This window comes from Phaeovulum sp. (assembly GCF_041596715.1).
GTDB lineage: Bacteria > Pseudomonadota > Alphaproteobacteria > Rhodobacterales > Rhodobacteraceae > UBA6213.
Map to the genome: position 1 here is coordinate 1 of NZ_JBFHIA010000013.1, position 23,874 is coordinate 23,874.

A 23,874-nucleotide genomic window follows, 5' to 3' on the forward strand; every position below is an offset into this window, starting at 1 on the left:
CCCCATCGGCCCGGCTGCTTCATTCAGCGTGATGCGCAGTTCGCGTTTGCCCGGGCGCAGGTCGTCCAGAATCGAAGTGACCCCCTCATACTGCCAGAGCCAGTCCTGCAACTCGATCGATGCGGCCTTCAGCGCGCCAAGGTCATCGCCCTTCAAATGCAGGTCGATCGCAATACCGGCAGGGCCGATGGTACTTTCTGAATATTTGAGGCTGATCACATCGGGCACCGGCCCGACGATGTCGCGCCACAGCGCCATGATCTCATCCGGGGTGCTGACGCGTTCGCTCGATGGCAGAAGGTCTACACTGACCGTAACCACATGCGCGCCCGTCTCGAATGCATCCTTGTTCAGGCCGTGAAAAACCGAGACGTGTTGGACAAGCCCCGCGCCGCCGGGCTGCTGTGGCGTCAGAATCGCATCAACCTCGCGCAGACCGGCCTCAAGCTGCGCCACGACCTGATCGGTGCGCGATAGCGGCGTGCCTTGCGGCAATAGAACCCGCGCCACAATGGTATCGCCGTCAAGTTCCGGAAAAGCGGTGAACTTCAGATACCCGCCCGCCAACATGCTGGTTGAAACCAGCAGCATCGCAAAGCTGACCCCGGCAATGACGTATCGCCAGCGGATGGTAAGGTCGACAAGCGTTCCGACCAGCCGATCACGAATCCAGTCCATCGCCTTCTCGATCTGCGCGCCCAAGCCTTTCTCATGTGCCGGATTTTCCAGACTATGAATTAGATGGTGCGGCAAAATCAGGAAGGCTTCGACCAGCGATACCGCCAGCACGAACAACATCACGACCGGAACCACGCGCAAAACCACACCCAAGTCGCCAGACAGAAAGGCAAGAGAGCCAAAAACCATCGCCGTCGTGCCGAAGGAAGCAAGCACATTTGGGAACACCTGTGCCGTTCCTTCGACAACGGCTTCCAACGGACTAAGGCCTTTCTGGCGCAGCAGGGCGATGTTTTCAGCGATCACGATGGCAGAATCCATCAGCAGGCCGATCACAATCAGCAAGCCAAGAGTCGTCATCAAGTTTAGTGAATACCCGACAAGGCCCATAAGCGCGACGCCACCCATGAACGAGACCGGCAACGCCATCGCCACCCAGAACGAGAAGCGGAACCCGAAAAACAGCCACAACACCAGAAATACAAGCGCCAGCCCCTGCACGCCGTTGACCACCACCAGCGTCAATCGCTCGCGCACAACCGATGCCGCGTCTGCGGTGATTTCCAGCGTCACGCCGTCAGGTGCCTGCGCATTTTCAACCTCGAGATAAGCCTTCAGCGCATCCAGCGTGCGCAGACTGTCTTCAGCGCGGGTCTTGGAAATGTCGAGTATTGCGGCGGGCTTTCCGTCAAACAGGATCACGTCGTCATCTAGCGCGAACCCTTCCGTCAAATCGGCAATGTCGCCAAGCCGCACTTGCCCACCCTCGGCCGAAGACCGCACGATCAGCGCCGCCAACGAAGCCGTATCGCGCCGTTCCTCGACCACCCGGATAAGCAGGGTTTCGGTCGCGGTTTCGATACTTCCGGTGGGCACATCAAGGCTGCTCGCCTGCACGGTGCGCGCGACATCTGCGACCGAGACTCCAAACTTCTGCAAGTCGTCGGGGCGCAGGTTGATCTGTATTTCTCGGGTCGAGAAACCCCTGATATCCACCTTGGGTATTCCGCCCCAACGCAACATGCCGGTTCGGATCTGCTCGGCATAGTCCTTCAGGTCTGTGCGCTCCAACGGCCCGGTGATCGCAACCGACGCGACGAAATCTGTCAGGCCAAGCGGTTTGACCTGCGCGGGCTCGGCCCGGTCAGGAAAATCGGTGATTGCTTCAATTTCGGACTTCACATCAGCCACAAAGGCCTGAAAATCGTCGCCTTCACGCATTCTTACCACTGCACGGGCCGAGTTTTCACGGGCTTCGCAGCTTTGCCGGTCGATGCCGGTGACCGCGTCCAGCGCGTTTTCGATACGCTCGCAAATGGCGGTTTCCACGTCTTCTGGGCGCGCACCCGGATAGGGCACACTGATCTCTACCTCGTTGGGTTCCGCGCGCGGGAAGGTTTCGCGCAGCAAGGTCGGGCTGACAAGCAACCCGGCCGCCAGAATCAAAATCATCAACAAGTTGGCAATGGTCGGGTGCGCTGCAAAAAACCGGATCATTGCGCGGCGTCCTCAACCAGCAGGCGGGGCATCATGTCGGTTTCGGGATGCAGGTCCAGCAATAGCCCCTCGATCATGGGGCTGGGGGCGCTTAGCAAAACAAGATCGCCAGCCTGGACCCCGCCTGTGAAAAGCGCGATCTCGCCTTGTGCGAATTGCGGCTCTGCCGCGATCAGGCGCATCCGGTTGTCCGCGTCGGCAATTAGAACCCGCCCGTCATGTAGCGCACTGCGTGGCAGAACGGTGCCAGTGATCGGCGGTGCGCTTAGCACGACATCGACGAACAGGCCTTTCGTAAGCGGCGGGCGGTTGCCGGAATCTGCCTGCTCATAGGCCGCGTCCACTTGCACAACCACACCGACGGTGCCGGTTCTTGGGTCGATGCCGCCGCTGATCCGATCAACCCTGCCGGGCCAGTCCACGATGTCGTCGCCCACCCGCAGCTTCACCTTTGCCTGAAGCCCCATTTCGCGAAGCGCTTCTCCCATGCGAGTAGGGTCCATCGGCAAGAGTGTGGAATGCGCCGCGTCCATTTGCATCAGATTGCGCAATTCGCTCAGCGGAACCTGCACCACGACTTCGGCCTGGTCGATACCGTCAAGAATAGCGGCGGTCTGACCCGGCTTCAGCAGTTGCCCAACTTCGACCGTATGCGCCGTAACCCGCGCAGGGAAAGGCAGCGTCAGTTCGCTGCGTTCAAGGTTCCGCTCGGCGCTGGCAAGATTTACCTCGTAGACCGCGATTTGCTCGCGTTGGACGGCACGCTGTGTCGGCAGCAACGCAAGCGCGCTTTCAATGCTCTGCACCTTCTGGCGCTGAACCAGATGTGCTGCACGGGCGTTGTCGTGCGCAGTTTGCGGGGCTGTTCCTGCTGCCAGCAATGCTTCGGCGCGCGCCAGATCGGCGGTTTTCACCGCAAGCACTTCGCGCTCGATCTCCAATGCCGCGCGCTGGTTCGCCTCGGACACGTCAATCTCGGCCAAGCGCGCTTCGGCGGCCCGGATGTTGGCTTTGGCTTGGGCGATCGCCAAGTTGAAATCGGCAGGCGACACGCGCACCAGCACAGAACCGGCAGGCAGAATCTGCCCGTCCCGCAGTGCCGGGTTTACGTATTCGACGATTCCGCCAACCTCTGCGATTGCCTCGAATGTGCGCGCGGGCGTAACCAGACCAAATCCTGTGTAGGTCGGGGTTATGGTATGGGTTTCGGCGGCGATTACCCTTACTGCGTAGGCGCGCTCGGCAAGTTCTATCCGCGCGGGCGGCGGGCGGTTTGAAACGACAAAAGCCAGAATGCCGGCGCCCATAGCAGCAATAGGCAGCGTGATCAGGACAAGTTTGAAACCGGTCTTCATGCGTCATCTCCTTCGCCCGCAAAGAGCGACAATTGCAAATCGAGCAGGCGTTTTCCTTCTTGCGCAAGCGGGGCCGGGTTGCGTGTCACGATCAACTGCAACGCCAAGATCTGAATGACCCCGAACACGAGCGTGATGCCGTCTTCTGTGCGCAATCCCTCTCGCAGTTGGCCCGCAGCCCGCGCCCGGTCGAGTTCTCGGGTCACGGCACGACGAAGCTGCCCCATCGCCGCCTGAATGCGGCCACGCGCATCTGTCAGATCGCCAGTCGGGTTGCGCGACACCATGATCTCAGGCAGGGCCGGGGTTTGTGCAACCAACTCTATGTGGCTCATCACCAATTTTCGCAGCGCGTCCAACGGGGAAAGCCCCGCCACTTTTTCCTGCTGCGCATTCTCGGTGATGCGCGTGTAAAGTTCTTCACTAACTGCGCGCCAGACGTCTTCTTTTTTGGGAAAATGCTTGTAGATCGCGGGTTGGGTAAGGCCCAGCCTTGCAGCAATCATGACGGTGGTCACCTGTGCCGGCCCCACCTCGAAAGCCAAGGCCAGTGTCGCGGCCAAGATTTCGGCCTTTCTGTCTTCGGAAGATTTGCGCTCGCTCATGATGCGCACGCCTTGGCAAGCCTGGGTCGGCGGGTCTTGAAAGGATGTGATGCGTGGCGATTCATGGGCGCGGCCTCTGAATTAGTTATAGCTGTATAACTAATTCTGCTCCGCGCGCGTTTCAATAGCGCAATGGCGCTTTTGTCATGTGCAGACAGCCGCGCTTTTGCACGGCTTTCACGAAGAGGCTGATCGCGATTGTCTTACAGAATAAAGGCGCGGCACTTACGCGCGGCTCGACCTTGTGTCGAAGACGGGTCCCACCTTGCGCTGCGTTATGCCTTGCGGCCCGCGGCTCAGGAAAAGCGCAGAGAGGCCGAGGGTTTTCGCAAATGCAGCCCCCTTTTCCTCGCCCATCACCATCAGCGCGGTTGCCCAAGCATCCGCCCGCATACAATCGGGTGCCATCACCGTAACCGATGCAGGGCTTGTGCGTAGCGGTGCGCCACGCTCGGGATCCATCGTATGCGACAGTTTCTGCGCGCCGACTGTGACCCAATGGCGATAGTCGCCCGAGGTCGCCACCGCCGCCTCGCTCAACTCCACCAGCGCCTCTGCGGCGCGGCGGTCGTGGTCTGGCCGCTCAACTGCAACCGCCCAAGGTCGGCCATCGGCCCGCCCGCCCAACGCGCGCAATTCGCCGTCAATCGCCAGAAGCGCGTGCCGCAACCCATGCGCACGCGCCACCTCGGCCAGCCGGTCCACGCCATAACCCTTGGCGATCCCGTTAAGATCCAGCGTCAATGGCCCATGCTTGCGGGCGCGGCCTTGGGCCGGGTCAAGCTCTAGCACCATATGCGCGGGCCTGCGCACGGCGGTGAGTGCCGCACCGATGGCCGCATTGCTGACCGGCGCGGGGCCAAAACCCCAAGCCGCCACCGCATCGCCCATGCCAATTTCGAAAGCCCCGCCCGATGCGCGCCCGATATCGAGCGCGGCTGCAAGAACCGTCAGCAACCGCGTGGGCAGCGGCACCCAATCGCCGGGCTTGGCCTGGTTGAGCCGCATCAGATCGCTTTGCGGTTGCCAGAGCGACATTTGCGCATCGACCTCTGCCACCGCGGCGGCCATCGCGGCCTCGACAACCGCAAGGTCCGCCGCGTCAACCGCGTCAAGATGCGCCGACCAGCGCGTGCCCATGGTGGCACCGCTCAGCACTGCGGATCCGGTCTCAGAAGATGTCTTCAACATATCGCCCCTCGGCCTTCAATAGCACCGGGTTCAGGTTCATCGGTGCAAGGATTTCGTCGAATGCCTCGGCCACGCCAAGGGCCATGTCTCGGCCTCCGCAGATCATCACCCGCGCGCCTTGCGCAATCAACGAGGCCACGCGCGCGCCATCTTGGCGCAGCGCATCCTGCACGTAGGTGCGTGGCTGACTGCGCGAGAATGCAGTGGTTAGCGAAGCCAGCCGTCCCTCAGCGCGCCATTCGGTCAGTTCGCTGCCAAACAACATCTCGCCCTCCGCGCTGCGTGTGCCGAAATACAGATGGATCGGCCGCTTCTGGCGGTTGGCCCGGGCAAACCCCGCCAACGGCCCTACCCCCGCCCCGGCACCGATCAAGATCAGTGGCTCGGGCCCTTCGGCGGCGTGGAAGCCCGGGTTCGGGCGCAGCAGCGCGCGCACCTGATCGCCGGGGTTGAGAGATGTCAGTTGCCCCGAACAAAGCCCCCCCGGTTGCTTGCGCACACAGATTTCAACAAAGCCATCCTGCATTCCCGAGGCCAGCGAATAATACCGCAGGCGGCTGTCGCCAACGGGAAGCACACCCAGCAAATCGCCCGCGGCAAAGCGCGCAAAACCACGCTTGCGCAAACGGTCCATCAGCGAAATCCGCGGCAACTGAAACCGCAGGATCGAGGTCGGAGCCTGCGACTGCGCGCCAAAATCGCGCCGCGAGATCAGTTGCAGCGTAACCATTTCTTCGTGCGAGGCCGGCGCGTGCAGATCCAGCGAAACACCCATTGCGTCAGCCAATCTGCCGACCCAAGTCTTGAACGGGGCCTGCGCCTGCGCGTCGATATAGTCCATCGGCATCAGCATGTGCCACCCGGCGGCTTCGGCCGCGCGCGCAACCGCTTCGGCATAGGCGCAAAACTTGGGAAATGCGCGGTCGCCAAAACCCAGCACGGCAAGTGGCGCAGCTGGGGGCTTGGGCATCTGCCCTACCCGGTCGAGAAAGCCCTTGGCCGAGGCTGGCGCATCACCGTCGCCGTAGCTTGCGGCCATCACCACCACGCGCCGCGCAGCGCGGTAACGCGCGGGTTCAAAATCCGACATCGGGGCCAAGTGCACCGTGCCACCCGCTGCGGTGATGGCAGCTTGCAGCGCACGGGCAAACTCCCATGTCGTGCCGCCCTCGCTGCCGACCAGCACTATTGTCTCGGCCTCTTCGGCGGCGGTGTTCTTCAGCTTTGGCTTGCGGCTGCGCCCTGCGAGCCAGACGGCAATCCCTGTGCCCGAAAGCAGTGGCATCGCCAACACCGAAAGCCCCAGCAGCAGGCCCAGCAGCGCCGCACCCTCGCCGGTGTGCAACAGATGCACCGTATCCATGATGCGGTCAGTTAGCGAACGGTCGGCCCAGCCCAGCAGCGCGCCGGTGCCTTGGTCGATGTAGCCAATGCCCGCAGTGGTTTCGAGCGTGTAGATAGCGTTGGCATCCCCCGCCCGAGGAAATTGCAGTTGCAGCAGATCGGTCACGGGCACGCCTGCAAGCGCGGACATCGCATCCAGCCGCATGCCGGTTGTGCCGCTGACCGGCGTCATTTCTGGCGGCATCGTTCCTTCAGGCACGATGCCAAAGGTGGCCCCCGCCATCCAGAGCGCCGTCAGTGAGGAAAGCACAAGCGCAGGTGCCCCCAGCCGCGCGATCATCAAATGCCAGCGCCCTGAGGCCGCGCCACCGCGAACAGGCAAGAAGATCGCGCGCCAGCCACCCATGCGCCGCGCCGCAAGCGCGAGGCCGCTGACCACCAGCGCCACCATCGCAAGACTTGCCACGATTACCACAATCCGCCCGGCATCGCCCAGAAACAGCGCGCGATGCAGATCGAGCACCCAAGTGGCAAATGGCGTTTCAGCCACCGGCCCAAGCGCCGCGCCGCTGGCTTGATCGATCACGGTTTCAACCATGCCCACCGCAGGGTCAAACGACACCGCTGTCACCTGCCCTGCGGGCGTGCGGCGGATTTGTTCGGTCGCCGGGACCGCCGCGACCACTTGCGCCGCAAACTGCCCGAGGTCGAGCGAGCTGTCGCCCGCGCCGGCCACATTCAGCGGCAAAAGCGAAAGCCACGCGCCGCTGATGGCCACAAGCGACAGAACAAGCGCCAGCGGCAGCGCTGCCCAACGGTGCAGAATGCGGCTCATCGGTGCCTCACATCGAATAGGTGAACGAGTCGATGATCGCGCGCCCCGCGACCGGCGTGCCCGCGCCTTCGCTGGTCAAGGGCACAACGATTTCGGACGGGCTCGAATAGAGATGCTCAACTGCGGTATCGATATGAATCTGATAGCCCGCATCAATCAGCGCATCGGCCAGATCAAGCGTAACCGTCAGTGTGCGCCCAGCCCCGACACTTGCGCCGGTAATGCCGCTGACCTCGGCATAGCTGCCCCCGGTTGCGCGATACCAATCTGAAAGGCTGTCATACCACCGCGCCTTGCTCGCCGCGAGCCAGAGAGAGCCGACATAGGCGCCGCTGGCATCAGTCATATAAAGCGCAAGAAAGGCGTTTTCGCCGCGATACTCGCGCAAAGTGGTGGTCAACGTCACCTCTCGCGCGGCGGCGATTGAGGGCAAGGTGAGGGCGGTGGTCAGCGCCAGAACGGTCCAAAGCGGTTTCATCGGTGTTTCCTGTTATTTGAGGTTAGTTGAGCTGCGCACGCGGCGCGCTGCCGGGGTTGAAAAGCCCGTTGGCGGGCGGCTGGCTGCCGTTTTGCGTGGCGCTCTGATCGGTGGGGATGCAGCCCAGATTGTCGCGCGCTTGGCGATCATCGTCATGGTCATGCCCATGCCCACGGCCACGGCCACGGTCGTCATCATCATCGTCGTCATCATCGTCATGCTCGAAAATGCCGCCGATCCTGTCGAACCAGCCGTTGCGCTCTTCTGTCATGCCAGCACAGGCATCGGCTGGGTTGGCAGCGGCGGCCTTCAAGCGCTGCGCTGCCTGCTCGGCGAGGGCCGTGGTATCTTGTGCAAAAACGGGAAGAGCCAGAATGGCCGCAAGGGCCACGGCTGCGACGCCCACTTTCCGCTGTAGTTGCTTTGCCATGATCGTCTCCTGAGATCGTCGATGGCGGCGTTTTCGCGCGCCGGTCTGATCGCAGGCTGACGGTTTCAAGAAAACTGCTTCAGCTTCGCGTAAGGTTCGCGGCCTGATGAAAAATCGCCAGAACGCGCTTAACTTAAGCTTCCCGTCAGACTGAAGGGGCAGTAGTCCCGTAGCTAGCGAAGTAAGGCCGACCATGCGCGTTCTGCTTATCGAAGATGACACCGTTCTGGGCGCCGCCGTGCGTGACCAGATCCGCGCCGACGGCCACTCGGTCGATTGGGTCACGCGGCTCGACGAGGCAGACGCGGGCCTGCGCGCGGGCAGTTTTGATCTGGTGCTGTTGGACCTCATGCTTCCCGATGGGCGCGGCATTCCCTTCTTGCGCCGTATGCGCGGGCGGGGCGAAGTGACGCCGGTCATCATTCTGACCGCGCTCGATCAGGTTTCGGACCGCATCGAGGGATTGAACGCGGGGGCAGACGACTATCTGGTGAAGCCCTTTGATCTGGAGGAGTTGTCGGCCCGCATCGGTTCGGTCGCCCGCCGCTATACGGGCAACCCGAACCCGATCATCAACCTTGGCCCGCTGGAAGTGGACCTCGCCGCGCGCCGACTGCACAAAGAAGGCAAGCCGGTTTCGTTGACCGCGCGCGAATGGGTGCTGTTCGAAGCATTCTTGCAGCGCCCCGGCCAGTTGCTTTCCAAAGCGATGCTGGAAGAACACCTCTATTCATTCGATGACAGTGTCGAAAGCAATGCGATCGAGGTGCATGTCTCGCGGCTGCGCAAAAAGCTTGGGCACGCCATGATCGAAACCGAACGCGGGCTTGGCTATCGGTTGGGCAAATCATGAGGGCGCCGCGGTCGCTGCAACTGCGGCTTGCCCTTGTGTTGGGTGTCAGTGTCACCGTGCTGTGGCTGCTTGCTGCCACTTTCACCGCGCAACTGCTCGGCCAACAAATGGAAGTGATCTCGGACGACGCCTTGGCAGATGCTGCAGAGCGCATCTTGCCACTGGCCGCGCGCGATCAACGATATCACCCCGAAGAAGCCCGTGAACCCCGCGTCGAGGCATTGGACGAACGCGACGACGACCAAGACGAACGCGACACTGATCTGAGCAAACGCGTTGATGACCTGAACAGGCGCGTTGAATACCTCAGTTATGTCGTGCGCAACCGTGATGGCAGGGTGATCCTGCATTCCGACGACGATGCATCTGAAACACTGCAAAGCGACGGAACGCCGGGCTTCAGCAGCACCGATACCATGCGCCTCTTTACCGACAGGTCGCACGATCTGACCATCATCGTGGCAGAGCCGTTGTCTCGCCGCGCCGCACTAGCACGGGAAACGCAACTTAGCTTGGCGTTGCCGCTAGTGGTGGTTATCCCGCTGACACTCCTCGCGATTTTTCTGGTGGTGCGTCAGACCCTTACCCCGGTGCGCCGCTTGCGCGGCGACCTCGCACAGCGCGGGCCAGACAATCTTGCACCCTTGCCTGACCATCGGCTGCCAAGCGAGCTTGCCCCAATCGTCAAAGGCATGAACCTGTTGCTTGATCGGCTCCGCGCGGCGTTCGAGGCTGAACGCAGCTTTGCCGCCCATGCCGCACATGAGCTGCGCACCCCGGTCGCCGGGGCGATCGCGCAGGCGCAAAGGCTGCGAAGCGAAACCCGCGATGCGCAGGCTGCCGATCGCGCGCTGGGAATCGAGACCACGCTGAAACGGCTTAACAGTCTGTCGGTCAAGCTTATGCAACTGGCGCGCGCCGAGGGGGCGAGGCTGAGCACCCCTGATCCGACCGACATGCGCCCGGTGCTTGAAATTGTCCTGCGCGATTTTGACCGTGAGCAACGCGCACGTTTGCGCCACCGTTTACCACCAGACCCCGTGCTTTCGCATCTGGACCCCGACGCCTTTGGTATTCTCGCGCGCAACCTGATCGAAAACGCGCTGCGCCACAGCACGCCCGGAACCCCGGTAGAAGTGACCCTTGCAGCCGACACCGGGCTCAGTGTCATCAACGATTGCGATCCTTTGCCCCCCGAGTCGCTGGCGCGGATCACCGAACGGTTCACGCGCGCGACGCAATCGGTTGATGGGGCCGGATTGGGGCTGGCAATTGTGCAGACGATTGCCAAGCGCTCTGGCGGGTCGCTGACACTGGTCTCGCCCGCGGCTGGGCGAACCCGCGGTTTTGAGGCGCATTTCGCGCTACCCACTGCCTGATCTAGCAACGCTGCCAGCCTGCACCACAGCGCTTTCAGACCTGCCGCGTATGCTAGCCCCGCGTTACGGCGCGACCAGATGCCCGGCCCCGATATCGCGCAGCGCCGCGCGCTGCGGCGCATCGCCCACGGCGCGCATCGGGCTTGGCACCTCGCCCGAAAGGCGCGATTGCGGTGGGCGAATATGCTCGGGGTCCGGCACCGGCACCGCCTCGATCAAGCGGCGCGTATAGGGATGTTGCGGGTTTCCGAAGATTTGCGCGCGACTGCCCATTTCGACGATCTGCCCCAGATACATCACCGCCACCCGATCGGCGATGTTTTCAACCACCGCCATGTCGTGACTGATGAACAGATAGGCGATGCCGAACTCTTGCTTCAGCGCGCGCAAGAGGTCTAGCACCCGCGCCTGAACCGAAACATCCAGCGCAGAAACGCTTTCGTCCGCGATGATCAGCTTTGGTTGCAGCGCCAAGGCGCGGGCGATGCAGATGCGCTGCCGTTGCCCGCCAGAAAACTCGTGCGGGTAACGATACATCTGGTCGCTCGACAGCCCGACACGCTCGAACAGCGCCTCAACCCGCGCCTCGCGCTGCGCGCGATCATCGATTCCATGAATGACCATCGGCTCTGCCACAAGATCGCCAACCCGCATGCGTGGGTCGAGCGATGCCATCGGGTCTTGAAAGATCATTTGCACATTGCGGCGCAGCGCCTTGATCTGCGCGCGCCCCAACCCGGCAAGCGAGGTGCCGTCAATCTCGATCTGGCCGTCAAACTTCACAAGGCCGGCCATCGCCTTGGCCAAGGTAGACTTGCCGCAACCGCTTTCGCCAACCAAAGCAAAAGTTTCGCCGCGCTGAATATCCAGATCGACGCCTTCGACCGCATGTACACGGTGCGTGACGCGCCCCAAGAGGCCGCCGCGCAAGTCAAACCGCACTTGCAACCCCCGCAACCGCGCGATCGGCGCACCGCCCGGCAAAGCCGTCGTTTCGCCCGTGCCACGGCCCATGCGCGGCACGGCGGCCAAAAGCGCCTTGGTGTAGGGCTGCTGTGGCGCATGGAACACCGCGCCGACCGATCCTTGCTCGACCATGCGGCCAGACTGCATGACCACCACACGGTCGGCCATTTCGGCAACCACCCCCATGTCGTGGGTAATCAGTATGATCGCGGTGCCCATTTCGCGCTGCAAATCGCGCAAAAGGTCCAACACCTCGCGCTGCACCGTCACATCAAGCGCCGTGGTCGGCTCGTCTGCGATCAGCACATCGGGGCGCAGCGCGATTGCCATGGCGATCATCACGCGCTGGCGCATACCACCCGAAAGCTCGTGCGGATACTGGCGCATACGCCGTTCGGGCTGTGAAATGCGCACCGCCTTCAACGCCGAAAGCGCGCGCGCGCGCGCCTCGGCGCGCGATAAAACCTCATGCGCTTCCAGCGCTTCGGTCAATTGCCGCCCGATTGACATCACCGGGTTGAGCGAGGTCATCGGTTCTTGAAATATCATTGCAATCCGGTTGCCACGGATCGACTGCATCTGTGCCTCGGGCAGACCGGTCAGTTCGGTTGCACCCAAGTGGATTTGCCCAGCCGTCACGCGCACGGCGGGCGGCGGCAACAGGCCCATGATGGCGAGCGAGGTGATCGATTTTCCAGACCCCGATTCCCCGGCGATCGCAAGGGTCTCGCCACGCGCCAGATCAAACGAAAGGTCGCTGACCAAAGGCAGCAACCCTGCCTCGGTCTTGACCGAAACCGTCAAGCCCTGCACCGCCAGAACCGGCGCGCCGTCCGGGGCCTTTGCGGCCCCGGACCTTGATGTTGCCGCGTTGGTCATTCGAACACGCAGCGCGGGAAGTAAAACGACACCACCCAGTTCGGCATATCGACGATCTCACTGATCCGAAGATCGCCGCAGGTCGACACCAGCATATAGGCGTCTACCGCCGACATTCCGCGCGTCGCACACAGCAGATCAACCATCCCCGCCACCGCATCGCGCGCGGCAGACATAAGGTCGGGTGCAATGCCCGTTGTCACCTCGTAGCCTTTTGCATCAAGGTGGCGCGTCACGGGCCCCGGAGTGGTGAAGCGCGGGGTCTTGAGCTTCGCGCCTTTCACCAGATCGAGTGTCAGCACCACATCCATCGGGCTTTCGATCGCCGTGCCGCAGACCTCGCCATCGCCCTGCGCGGCATGGGTATCACCCACGCTGAACAGCGCGCCCGCCACCTCGACCGGTAGATAAAGCGTCGTACCCGCCGCAAGGTCGCGAATGTCGAGGTTGCCACCAACCCGCCGGGGCGGAACGATGGAATGCAGCCCCGGCTCGGCCAAAGCGTTGCCGATGGTGCCAGCAAACGGTTTCAGCGGCACACGCCCGGCGCTTCCGAACAAAGCGGGGGCCATGCTGGCTGGGTCGTATTTCCAGATCGTCAGCGCCGCCTCGGTGAACTGGTCGGCCAGCAACCCGAAGCCGGGGATGTTTGCCGTCCAGCCAAAACCCGAAGGTGCGAAGCTGTCGATGGTTATCTTCAGCGCATCGCCGGGTTGCGCGCCTTCAACGAAGATCGGGCCCGTTACCGGGTTGATCTTGGCGAAGTCGAGCGATTTGACATCTTCGACCGTGGACGACGGGCCAAGTTGGCCCGCCGAGCTATCAAGGCAGTGGAACAGGATCGTCGATCCGGGTTCCACCCTTTCGGCTGGGACAATCGAGTTGTCCCAGCCGAAGTGGTGCTGCGCACCGTGAATGGTGTATTTGCAGTTATTGCACATCGGTTACATACACATAATCATAGTTGACGGGGATCGAGACCGGGTCGACGTAAAGCGCGTCTGCGCCACCCATACGGGCCGATTTCATGGTGTATCGCTGTTCGTTGAACACCGGCACCCAAGGCGCATCGGCCATTACCTTCATGTAGATGTCAGACCACATCGCCATGCGCTCATCGACTTTCGCAGGGTCGGTGATGCTGTCGGCCTTGGCCGCCTCATCGTCCAGTGTCGGGTTGCAATACCACGACCAGTTCCAGCCGCCCTGCACTGCGCCCGCACAGCCAAGGATCGGGCCGTAGAAGTTGGACGGGTCCGGGAAGTCGGCAATCCACGCCATGCCGCCAGACCAGATCATCGGCGCTTGATCCTCTTCGCCACCAGCCGCGATGACGTTGGCCTGCGCCAGAGACTTGAGTGAGGCCTTGATACCGACGTTCGAGAGGTCTTGCTGAATCGCCTGCGCGATGCGCGGGTTCGGGTCGGTGTTCATCACGAAAAGCTCGGTTTCAAAGCCATTCGGGAAACCGGCATCGGCCAGCATTTTCTTGGCGGCTTCAGGATCGAAGGCGTAGCCTGCGTAATCCTGCGTGTAGCCCGGCATCGAGGGCGGCAGGGGCTGTGTTGCGGGCACCGCGCGACCGTTGATGATCTGCACGATCCGGTCCTTGTTGATCGACATGTTCACGGCCTGACGCACCGCCAGATTATCGAAGGGCGGCATCTTGACGTTCAGGGTGATGTAGCCGGTGTGCAGTTGCCCGCCCTCGACCACCCGCGCCGCTTGCGCCGGATCGGCCATCACTTCAGTAAACTTCGCCGGAGGAATCCCGTCGCCGGGCACGTCGATTTCGCCGTTTTGCAGACGCAGCAGCGCCACGATCGGCTCTTGCCCAACCTCGAAGGTGATCTGGTCAAGGTAGGGTTCGCCAGCACGCCAGTAGTCGGTGTTGCGGGCAAAGACCAGCCGCTGGCCAATCGTCCATTCCTCAAGTTTAAAAGCGCCGGTGCCAACCGGAACCTTGCCGAAATCGGCACCCGCCGCCTCGACCGCCTCTTTCGGCACGACCGAGGCAAAGTTCAGCGCCAAGACATGCAGGAAGGTCGCATCGGGCCGCGAAAGCGTAATGCGCACCGTCAGCGGGTCGATGACCTCGACACCCTCAAGCGAGGTGGTCGAGCCATCTGCCACCGCATCATAACCCTTGATCGAGCCAAAGAAGCCTGCACCGGGGCTTTGCGTTGCCGGATTGGTCACGCGGTCGAGCGAGTATTTCACGTCTTCGGCCGTCATCTCGCGGCCGTTGTGGAACTTAACGCCAGCAAGCAGTTTGAAGGTGAACACCGTGCCGTCAGCAGAAATCTCGTAGCTGCTGGCAAGGCCGGGGCGCAAGTTCGTGGTGCCGGGCACGTAGTCCATCAGCCCGTCGAACAGCGACTTGATCATCGACCAGTTTTGCCAGTCATAACCGATCGCCGGGTCAAGCGTTGCCACATCATCCTTGTAGGTGATGATTATGCTGCCCCCCTGTTTCGCCATCGGGTCGGGCACGTAGTCCTGTGCGATCGCAGGAACGGCGAGCGAAAGAGCCAGCGCGGTAGAGGTTAACCAGAGTCTCATTTTTCTCTCCTGTCGGTTGTTGTGGTTTGGTGTCACCGCAAGCGGATGCGGGGGTCGATAAACGGGGTCACGAGGTCGGCCAGCAGGTTGCCAAGCACGATGGCGCAGGCCGAAACCAGCGTGACGCCCATGATGATCGGGATGTCGACACGCTGAATGGCCTGCCACGCAAGCTGGCCGATACCGGGCCAGCCAAAGACGCTTTCCACCACCACGATGCCGCCCATGAAAATGCCGATATCGATGCCAATCATCGCGATGATGGGCAAAATCGCGTTGGGCAGCGCGTGGCGAAAGATGACGCGGCGGCGAGCAAGGCCTTTGGCGCGCGCGGTGCGGATATAGTCTTGCCTGAGCACGTCGATCATCGACGAACGCATCATCCGGCTATACCAGCCCGACCCGAGTATCCCCAGCGTCAGCGACGGCAGCACAAGGTGGCGGAACGTGCCGTAGCCGCCAATCGGAAACCAGCCAAGCCTGACTGCAAAGACATAAAGCAGCAGCAGGCCGACCACGAACTGCGGTGCCGAAACGCCGACGAACGAGGTGATCATCAGCGATTGGTCGGTCATGCTTCCGCGCCGCAGCGCCGCGACGATGCCCATCGTCAGGCCCAGCAGCAATTCACACCCGATTGCACCCGCCATAAGCAAAAGGCTTGCAGGCAGCCGCGCCCAGATCAGCACCGCGACCTCGGATTTCTGCAAATACGAACGGCCGAAATCACCCTGCACAAGACCTGTGAGATAGCGCCAGTATTGCACTATGAACGGCTGATCGAGGCCAAGCTGCTCGCGGATGTTCTGCACGGTTTGCGCGGTGGCAGACCGCCCGGCAATCTGGCGCACCGGATCGGCGGGCAGCAGGTAGAGCAGAAAGAACGTCACCAACGATACGCCAAGCAGGATGAGTGCGGCCTGAAACAGTCGGCGGATAAGATAGGCTACCATCAGTCGCGCCCCCTCTGCGTGGGGTCGAGCACATCGCGCAACGCGTCGCCGACCAGATTGAACGCCAGCGCCAGCATCAGAATTGCCGCACCGGGCAGAAACACCAGCCACGGGGCCGCCTGAAAATAGGTCTGGTTTTCAAAGATGATGTTGCCCCAGCTTGGGGTCGGGGGCTGCACGCCAATGCCAAGAAAGCTAAGCGTCGCCTCTAGCAGAACCGTGGTTGAAATACCCAGCGTGCCCCAGACGATGATGGTCGGCACAAGATGCGGCAGGATATGCCGGAACAAGATGCGCAGGGTGCCCGCGCCAAGCGTGCGCTCTGCCGCGATAAACTCGCGCGTCGCAAGCGAGGTGGTTTCGGTATAAAGCACACGCGCGGTCTGCACCCAGTTCACCATCGCAATGACCAGCGCAACGATCCACAGCGAGGGTTGAAAGATCGCGGCAAGGCAAATGGCCAGCAACAGCGCGGGAAACGCCATCATCAGATCGGTGAACCGCATCAGCACGCTGCCGACCCAGCCCCTGAAATAGCCTGCGGTAATGCCCACCAGCGTACCGATCAACAGCGCCAGACCGTTTGCGGCAACGCCGATGATCAGCGAGGTGCGCGCGCCATAAAGGATGCGGGTCAACAGATCACGCCCCAGCAGGTCTGTGCCGAACACAAACGCACCACCCGGCGGCAGCGGCGCGCCTTCGATGGTCAGCCCGTCGAACATCTGCATGTCCGGCTCATACGGGGTCAACCACGGCGCAAAAATCGCCCCCAGAACGGTAAGGACAATCATCGCCAGACCCACCAGCGCCATTTTACGCGCCAGCAGACGAGAAAGCGCACTGCGCGGTTGGCCAGTTCTTGGAGGCAGGTTTTCAGGAATGCTCGCTTCGGTCATTCCGGCCTCCGTCTTGTGAAAATTGCGCCACGACCCGGTGCGCCGCTTGCTCGATGGTTTCGCGCCGGGTCATCGCCAGCTGCCGCAAATGGTCATAGGCATCGGCCTCGCTGCGCCCGCGCGCGGCAAGCAGCACGACCGCGCGCACGACGGTCTGGCGGTCAGCCAGGCGCGCGCGCAGACCAGCAATCTTGGCCGCCTGCTCACGGCGCGCCTCAAAGCTCTGCTGGGCGATCAGCAGGGCGCTATAAACGCCGCTATCGCCCACTGGTTTGAGCAACTGCGCATCTGCCCCATGATTGAGCGCCCATTCGATGCGCCCCGGTGCCTCTGACCCGATCAGCGCAATCATCGGCATCGGTGCGGCACCGGGCTTCCACGGAAATTGCTCGTCATGCCCCAGATCTGCGTCGAAAAAGACGAAATCCGCCGCAAGCGCGCTAGAACCAAGGTCCGGCCAATGCTGCGTCACCTCTAGCCCGATCGCCGCAAGTTGGCGCGTAAGCGCCACCACCGTTACATGCGGGCGGTGCAGAATGGCCGCCTGCGCCCCGCCAAGATTGGGAATGTGAACGCGCCGCGTCATCTTACCACCGAAAGTCTGGGGCGCCGCGCGGCAGGAATGCGGTCGCTGTGCGAAAGGTAAGGGTCGGCGGCCACCTTGTGCCAACTTTCCCGAACGCGGAACCGCCCGCCTTCGACCTGCGCGATCAGAACCGGCAGCGCGACGTGATGTGTCTCGGGGTCGATCCCGGAACGTGCGGCACCCGAACCGGCCAAAAGCTCGCCAAGACTTGCCGCTTCGCGCGTATCGGGCTGCGCAAGCAAACCCGCCAGCATGAAAACCGCCGAATACGCCGCCGCCTCAAGCGAAGAGCCAAAGCCCGGGCCTGCGCCCGGCAATTGTGCCTGCGCGTCGTTGAAATACGGTCCAACCGAAATCAGGCCCTCTGCCGCCGCGCCAAGTTCACCAAGCTCACATTCGGTCAGGTTGCACGACAACACCGGGCAGGTCGCCGCGGTGAAATGCGCGTCTTCGCGCCCAAGTTCGGCATAGGCTTGCAGGAAGCGATAGGACGACGGGCCTATAAGCGAATTGAGAATAAAATCGGGGCGCGTGGCGCGGATTTCGTCGATGATGCGCGATACGTCCACGTCACCGATCGGCAGGTACCGCTCGCCCAAGACCGCGCCATTCGCGGCTGCGATCTGATCTCGGGCGACGCGGTTCATCTCCCACCCCCAGATATAATTCGAGCCCGTCAGATAGCCCCGCCTGCCGTATCGCGGAAAGGCCCACTGCAGCAGCGGCAGCAGGTGTTGGTTCGGGCAGGCATGGGTATAGACAACACTGTCCGACGCCTCGAAGCCCTCGTAGGGGCAAGCATACCACAAAGTACCGCCGGCTTTCTCGAGTGCGGGAATAACTTCCTTTCGGCTCCATGAGGTGACGCAGCCAACCACATGGCGCGCAGATGTTTCGCGCAGGATTTCGGTGCAGAGCGGTTGATAGAGGTCGATATTGCCGCGCGGGTCACGCTCGATAGCGATCAGCTCCGAACCGGAATCGGGGGTGGTGTTGATCGCCTCGATGGCACTAAGGGCACCCAGACGGCACGCCTCGGAGATTCGCGCGTAATTGCCTTCACGCGAATAGAGCAGGCCGATTTCAACGCGCTTTCGCAACGGTATCCCCCAAAAGACAAAACCCCGCACCTGGCTCCACTAGACGTGGGCTGGGTACGGGGCTCGAATGCCACCCGGTATCGCTCCGGTTATCCGGCTATTAGGGGAGAGAACGCGAAGTGCGTCAAGACCCGATACAATCGAAAAGCCGTTGCAAAAGGGGTTGCCCAACTTGGCGGCAAGTGACCAGCCAACTGCCTAGGTAGCAAGCAGTCGGAAAACTTCGGCTTGCACAACGCCACCGAATCCGCGGCATTTCGCATTGATCGCGGGCCCGCCATTGTGCAGCACCGGGTTGATGTGCGCGGTTACGATGAAGGTGCCTGAACCTCTGTGAAGCGCAAGTTGCGGTGCAATACCCCGTGCAACCGCCTGCCCGAGCGGGCACGCCCCACGCAAAGGCCGCGTGCGCTTTGGCAAATCGTGGTCAAGACGGCCAAAGGCGCGTGACCACAACTCTTCTGGTTCGACCATCCAAAGCCGTTACGGGGCAAGACATCATGGCGGTGCGCAATACCCCCGACGGGCAGGATCAAGTGGGCCCCGGCTCTTCGGCCAGTGCGGTTTCAATTTGGGCGGTGGCGTGCAAGGTGCGATGCACGGGGCATTTTTCGGCAATTGCCAGAAGCGAGGCACGCTCCTCCTCGGAAAGCGTGCCGTGCAGATAGATGGTGCGGCGGAACACGTCGACCTTGGGTTTTGCCGTTTCACTGTTCTCGCTGTCTTCGAGGTGGCGCTTGTTGTGGGTCACGTCGCAACTGAGCTGCGTCAGCTCTATGCCCTTGCGGCGGGCGTACATGCGGATCGTCATTGTCGTACATGCGCCCAGCGCTGCGGATAGCAACTGGTAGGGGCTGGGTCCAAGGTCAGTGCCACCTAGGCTTGCCGGTTCATCCGCCACAATCTGATGCCGCCCGCCGATCAGGATATCTTGCCGAAACCCCGATGCCTCGGCCTCGGCCACCCGAACCACGCCTTCGGGTGCCCCGGCGGGTATCGCTTCGGGTGCCAGATCAAGGTAACGGCTAGACCAGCTGGAAATAACGTCAGCGGCGTATTCGGCATCTTCCTCGCGGCTCAGCATGTGGTCGGCGTTATCAAGCGAAATGAAACTTTTAGGATGCCGCGCGCGCTGAAAGATCGCGCTGGCGTTTTCGATGCTCACCACCTCGTCGCGTGGGGCGTGCAGCACCAGCAAAGCAGCGCCTAGTTTTGGTAGCGCGCCATCAAGCGAGGCTTGGGCGATATCTTCCAGAAACTGGCGGCGGATTTCAAAGCTGCGTCCAACCAAGGTAACCGTCGCCGCACCTGTGCTGCGGATTTCATCTAGCTTGCCACCAAAGTTTTGCGCGACATGCGCGGGGTCTGACGGCGCACCGATAGTGACCACTGCGCGCAAGCCGGAAATCCCCGGCGCGGCCGCGATGACCGCAGCACCGCCCAGCGAATGCCCGATCAGAATCTGCGCGGGCATACCCGCCGCCGCCATCCACTCGACCGCAGAGACCAGATCGGCCACGTTTGACGAAAAGTTCGTGCTGGCAAACTCACCACGCGAATGGCCGAGTCCGGTGAAATCAAAACGCAGCACCGCAATGCCAAGCGCCGCAAGGCGACCAGCTATGCGCCGCGCCGCAGCAATGTCTTTTGAGCAGGTAAAGCAATGCGCAAGTATGGCCGCAGCACGGATGGGCCCTTCGGGGCGATCAAGCCTCGCGGCAAGAGCGGCCCCCGAAGCTCCGTTGAAACTGACTTTTTCGCTGCGCATGACAAACCTCCTGCTGGATGGTCGAACAAAGTATCGCAAGGTGCCGCCAATCTTGGCCCGGGCGCGGTGGGTAACATCCTTTTAGCACGCATCTGACAAAGTCGCCTCTCGTGCTTTATAGAAGAAAGACCTTTCAGAAGGTGCTGCGTTACATCGGCCGAAATACGGCTACCGTCACACATGCAGCACTTTTGACGCTGCCTGCCAGCGCGGAAGCCAGCCTCACCGGTCAGGTGGACGAATCCGTGGCGCGCTTGCCGGGTGCGGGGGCATCTGGTTGCGCTGATCGCGGTGCGGCGGCGGTGGCCTCTGCCAACGGGATGTCGTCAAAGGACGCGTAACTCATCGAGTAGAGGCTCGCGTAAAGCCCGCCTGATTTGATCAACTCGTCATGGCTGCCCTGCTCGATCAACTCGCCATTGGCCAGAACGATGATCCGGTCTGCATCGCGGATAGTCGCAAGGCGGTGGGCGATGACAAGCCCGGTGCGCCCCTGCAACAGCGTTTGCAGCGCCTTCTGGATCAGCATTTCGGTGTAGCTGTCGATGCTGGCTGTTGCTTCGTCGAGCACGAGGATCTTGGCATCGGCTACCAACGCGCGGGCGAAGCTGACAAGCTGGCGCTGACCCAGCGACAGGCTTCCGCCACGCTCGCCCATCATCGTCTCGTAGCCTTGCGGCAGCGCCATGATGAAATCATGCGCGCCCACCGCAACAGCCGCCGCAACCACCTCTTCGCGGCTGGCATCGGTTTTGTTGAAGCGGATATTTTCCAGCACCGTCCCGGTGAACAGGAAAGGTTCTTGCAAGACCATCGCGATCTGGCGCCCGAGCGAGGCTTGCGTGACCGCGCGCACATCGTGCCCGCCGACCAGAACCTGACCCTGCTGCACATCATAGAAACGATGCGCAAGCGCCATCGCGCTCGATTTACCCGATCCGGTCGGGCCGATCAGCGCCACCGTCTCTCCGGGGTTCACGCGAAAGCTGACGTGTTTCAATATCGGCAACGCCGGGTTGTAGCCAAAGGTCACATCCCGAAACTCGACCGATCCATCCATGTCGGGCCCAAGCTCGATGGCGTCTGGCGCGTCGGTGATATCGACCGGCACGTCCAGCACCTCGGTCAGCCGCTGCCCCGATGCCATGGCCCGCTGCATCACCGAATACTGCATGGTCAGCGACCGGATCGGGTCGAAAAACCGCTGGATATAGAACAGGAACGCAACCATCACGCCCACGTCCAGCCGCTGGTCAAGCACCATCGAGCCGCCGACCACGACCAGCACCGCCATGGCGATGCCGGTGAGGCTGTCAACGATTGGCACCATCACCTGCGCATATTTCGCCGCCTTGCGGTGGGCACGCAGGTTGATGCTGGCCTTGTCATCATAAAGCGCAAAGTTGACCTTCTGGCGGTCCATGCTTTGTACCGTGCGCACACCGTGAATTGCCTCGGCCAGCGCACCATTGGCGACCGAGTTCGATTCATGGGCCGCCATGAAGGCCAGGCGCGCGCGCGGCAACCAAAAGATGCGCACCACGAACAGCACCGGCAGAACGGCAAGCGTCAGTAGCCCTAGCTCGACATTGAGCCAAAGCATCAGGAACACGATGCCGAACAAAAGCACGATATCGCCCACCGACAGCACAGAGGTTTCCAGAAACTCTTGCATCGCGTTGACGTCGCCTTGCAGGCGCGACATCAGCCTGCCAACCTCGGTCTTGTCCATGAACGACAGCGACACCCGTTGCAGGTGCCCGAACATCGCGGTGCGGATGTCGAATAGCACGTTCTCAGCGGTCTTGCCGACGATGCTTTCCTGCACCCAACTGGCCGCAAAGTTGAGCGCGATGGCAATTGCAAAGGCCAGCATCGAAAGGTTCAGCGCCGAGCGCGCCTCGGCCCCTTCGCCAAGGCCGGTGTCGATGGCATGGCGGATGATCAGCGGTATGGCGAGCTGCGTGCCGGTAAAAAGCAGAACGGCAGCAACGGCGAACGCCAGTTTCAGCCGGTAAGGCCGCACAAAAACCCAGATCCGCCGGACGATCCGGCGGTCGAATACCCGGCCGAACATCTCTTCTTCGATGCGGTGCGAGCCTACCACGGCGCGCGGCGGGCGGCGGCCATCTTCGCGCACATCGTTGCGTTCGGTTTCCTGTTCAGCAGCCATCAGCCCTTGCCTCCGCTGGCTTCAGGGCGGACTTGCAGATCATAAAGCGCCCGGTAGCGCCCGCTCAGCGCCAGCAATTCGTCATGAGTGCCCGATTCCACAATCTCGCCCTTTTCGACGAACAGGATGCGGTCGGAATGCATCAGCGAGCTAAGCCGGTGGGCCACAATGATCGTTACCCTTTCGCTGGCGTGTTCTCTGATCTCGTCGCGGATCTGGCGTTCGGTATTGGCGTCTACAGCCGCCGTGGAATCGTCGAATACCAGCACTGCGGGGTTGAGCATCAGCGTGCGTGCGATCGACATGCGCTGGCGCTGCCCGCCCGAAAGCGAAGCGCCGCGTTCGCCAACCACGGTGCGATAGCCTGAAGGCAGACCCATGATGTAACGGTGCAATTGCGCCGAGCCACTGGCGCGCTCGATCCGGTCGGTCTTGGCCCAAGGGTCGCCATAGGCGATGTTGTTTTCGAGGCTTGTGGTAAACAGGAACACGTCTTGCTGCACCACCGCAACCGCTTGGCGCAGCGAATGCAGCGTCACCTTGCGAAGGTCCTGCCCGTCGATAGTTATGCGCCCGCCCGTCACATCATAAAACCGCGGGATCAGGTGCGCGATGGTGGTTTTTCCGCTGCCGGGCGGGCCGATCAGGCCGATTGTCTCGCCGCGCCGTGCTTCAAAGCTGATGTTGCGCAAGGCAGGGCGGCCATCGTTGCCGGGGTAGGAAAAATCGACATTCTCGAAGCGCAACACGCCTTCGGTCACAGCCAGATCATGGGCGTCGGCTGCGTCTTGCACCGCAAGTTCCAGATCAAGCAGCGCAAAGATCCGCGCGCCACAGGTCGAGGTGCGCGCAAAGGAATTGACCAGCAAGCCAAGCTGGCGCACCGGCATTTGCAAGATCGTCATGAAGGTCAAGAAAGAGGCGAGCGTGCCCACCGTGATCTGCCCCGAGGCAACCTTGTTGCCGCCGACCCATAGCACCAACCCCATCGCCATGAAGAACGACAGTGTCATAGCGCTGGTATTGCGCACCCGGATATCGACACGTTGATGCGCCAGCGTCAGCGCGCTTTCCGAGGCGACCGCGAATTTCTGCATCTCGTGCGGTTGCGCGGCAAAGGCCCGCACCACGCGGATACCGCCGAGGTTTTCCTCCATCACGCGGCTCAAGACCGAAAGCCGCTCTTGCAGCTCTAACCAAGTGCCGCGCAAGGTCAGCTGCGTCACCGACGACCGCCATGCCACGAACGGCACAAAGCTCAGCGCCATGAGGCCAAGCAGCAGGTCTGTCGAAAGCAGCATATAGCCACCAATACCGATCAGGATCGACAGCAGCACGATCCG

General features: G+C 61.9%; 20 protein-coding genes. 2 read left to right on the plus strand and 18 right to left on the minus strand.

What is annotated here, in order from left to right:
- The 7 genes from ABY403_RS01835 to ABY403_RS01865 all read right to left on the minus strand — a co-directional run.
- A partial coding sequence (locus ABY403_RS01835; protein WP_372838043.1) for an efflux RND transporter permease subunit occupies positions 1-2,175 on the minus strand: 2,175 nt, incomplete at its 3' end.
- On the minus strand, positions 2,172-3,530 hold the full coding sequence (locus ABY403_RS01840; protein ID WP_372838046.1) for an efflux RND transporter periplasmic adaptor subunit: 1,359 nt from the start codon (positions 3,528-3,530) through the stop codon (positions 2,172-2,174). The genes ABY403_RS01840 and ABY403_RS01835, both read right to left, overlap by 4 nt.
- Positions 3,527-4,135 (minus strand): TetR/AcrR family transcriptional regulator, encoded by a 609-nt coding sequence (locus ABY403_RS01845; RefSeq protein ID WP_372838049.1) that lies wholly within the window; start codon positions 4,133-4,135, stop codon positions 3,527-3,529. Before ABY403_RS01845 ends, ABY403_RS01840 begins: the two co-directional genes overlap by 4 nt.
- Positions 4,136-4,360: 225 nt before the next feature.
- Positions 4,361-5,326: an FAD:protein FMN transferase gene (locus ABY403_RS01850; RefSeq protein ID WP_372838052.1), complete on the minus strand. Its 966-nt coding sequence runs from the start codon at positions 5,324-5,326 to the stop codon at positions 4,361-4,363.
- The gene (locus tag ABY403_RS01855; RefSeq protein WP_372838054.1) at positions 5,307-7,505 is read right to left on the minus strand and encodes a PepSY domain-containing protein; all 2,199 of its coding nucleotides are present in this window, start codon (positions 7,503-7,505) and stop codon (positions 5,307-5,309) included. Before ABY403_RS01855 ends, ABY403_RS01850 begins: the two co-directional genes overlap by 20 nt.
- Before the next feature lie 7 nt (positions 7,506-7,512).
- A complete protein-coding gene (locus ABY403_RS01860; protein ID WP_372838057.1) occupies positions 7,513-7,983 on the minus strand; it encodes a DUF2271 domain-containing protein in 471 nt (156 codons plus the stop codon).
- 22 nt (positions 7,984-8,005) lie between these two features.
- Positions 8,006-8,413 carry a hypothetical protein gene (locus tag ABY403_RS01865; protein ID WP_372838060.1) on the minus strand — a complete coding sequence of 136 codons (408 nt, stop codon included), beginning with the start codon at positions 8,411-8,413 and terminating at the stop codon, positions 8,006-8,008.
- A gap of 193 nt (positions 8,414-8,606) precedes the next feature.
- On the opposite strand from ABY403_RS01865, the gene ABY403_RS01870 reads away from it, so the two are divergent.
- Together ABY403_RS01870 and ABY403_RS01875 are read left to right on the plus strand one after the other, a co-directional pair.
- Positions 8,607-9,266 (plus strand): response regulator transcription factor, encoded by a 660-nt coding sequence (locus ABY403_RS01870; protein ID WP_372838063.1) that lies wholly within the window; start codon positions 8,607-8,609, stop codon positions 9,264-9,266.
- Positions 9,263-10,645: an ATP-binding protein gene (locus ABY403_RS01875; protein WP_372838066.1), complete on the plus strand. Its 1,383-nt coding sequence runs from the start codon at positions 9,263-9,265 to the stop codon at positions 10,643-10,645. Before ABY403_RS01870 ends, ABY403_RS01875 begins: the two co-directional genes overlap by 4 nt.
- A gap of 63 nt (positions 10,646-10,708) precedes the next feature.
- On the opposite strand, the gene ABY403_RS01880 is transcribed toward ABY403_RS01875, so the two are convergent.
- From ABY403_RS01880 to ABY403_RS01930, 11 genes are all read right to left on the minus strand, one after another.
- Entirely contained in the window at positions 10,709-12,490 is a 1,782-nt protein-coding gene (locus tag ABY403_RS01880) for an ABC transporter ATP-binding protein (protein ID WP_372838068.1), read from the minus strand.
- A complete protein-coding gene (locus ABY403_RS01885) occupies positions 12,487-13,431 on the minus strand; it encodes an acetamidase/formamidase family protein (protein WP_372838071.1) in 945 nt (314 codons plus the stop codon). The genes ABY403_RS01880 and ABY403_RS01885 overlap by 4 nt, the downstream gene beginning before the upstream one ends.
- Complete coding sequence (locus ABY403_RS01890; protein WP_372838074.1) at positions 13,421-15,052, minus strand: ABC transporter substrate-binding protein; 1,632 nt, start codon at positions 15,050-15,052, stop codon at positions 13,421-13,423. The genes ABY403_RS01885 and ABY403_RS01890 overlap by 11 nt, the downstream gene beginning before the upstream one ends.
- Positions 15,053-15,084: 32 nt before the next feature.
- Positions 15,085-16,005, minus strand: coding sequence for an ABC transporter permease (locus ABY403_RS01895; RefSeq protein WP_372838076.1), 921 nt, complete (start codon positions 16,003-16,005; stop codon positions 15,085-15,087).
- A complete protein-coding gene (locus tag ABY403_RS01900; RefSeq protein WP_372838078.1) occupies positions 16,005-16,904 on the minus strand; it encodes an ABC transporter permease in 900 nt (299 codons plus the stop codon). Before ABY403_RS01900 ends, ABY403_RS01895 begins: the two co-directional genes overlap by 1 nt.
- On the minus strand, positions 16,882-17,490 hold the full coding sequence (locus ABY403_RS01905; RefSeq protein WP_372838080.1) for an ANTAR domain-containing response regulator: 609 nt from the start codon (positions 17,488-17,490) through the stop codon (positions 16,882-16,884). The genes ABY403_RS01900 and ABY403_RS01905 overlap by 23 nt, the downstream gene beginning before the upstream one ends.
- Positions 17,487-18,590 (minus strand): transporter substrate-binding protein, encoded by a 1,104-nt coding sequence (locus ABY403_RS01910; protein ID WP_372838082.1) that lies wholly within the window; start codon positions 18,588-18,590, stop codon positions 17,487-17,489. The genes ABY403_RS01905 and ABY403_RS01910 overlap by 4 nt, the downstream gene beginning before the upstream one ends.
- A gap of 198 nt (positions 18,591-18,788) precedes the next feature.
- A complete protein-coding gene (locus ABY403_RS01915) occupies positions 18,789-19,064 on the minus strand; it encodes a hypothetical protein (RefSeq protein WP_372838085.1) in 276 nt (91 codons plus the stop codon).
- Positions 19,065-19,122: 58 nt separating this feature from the next.
- Positions 19,123-20,358, minus strand: a complete 1,236-nt coding sequence (locus ABY403_RS01920; RefSeq protein WP_372838087.1) for an alpha/beta fold hydrolase — start codon at positions 20,356-20,358, stop codon at positions 19,123-19,125.
- 229 nt (positions 20,359-20,587) lie between these two features.
- Complete coding sequence (locus tag ABY403_RS01925) at positions 20,588-22,531, minus strand: ABC transporter ATP-binding protein (protein ID WP_372838090.1); 1,944 nt, start codon at positions 22,529-22,531, stop codon at positions 20,588-20,590.
- Positions 22,531-23,874 (minus strand): ABC transporter ATP-binding protein (locus ABY403_RS01930; protein ID WP_372838092.1); only part of this gene is annotated, 1,344 nt, incomplete at its 5' end. The genes ABY403_RS01930 and ABY403_RS01925, both read right to left, overlap by 1 nt.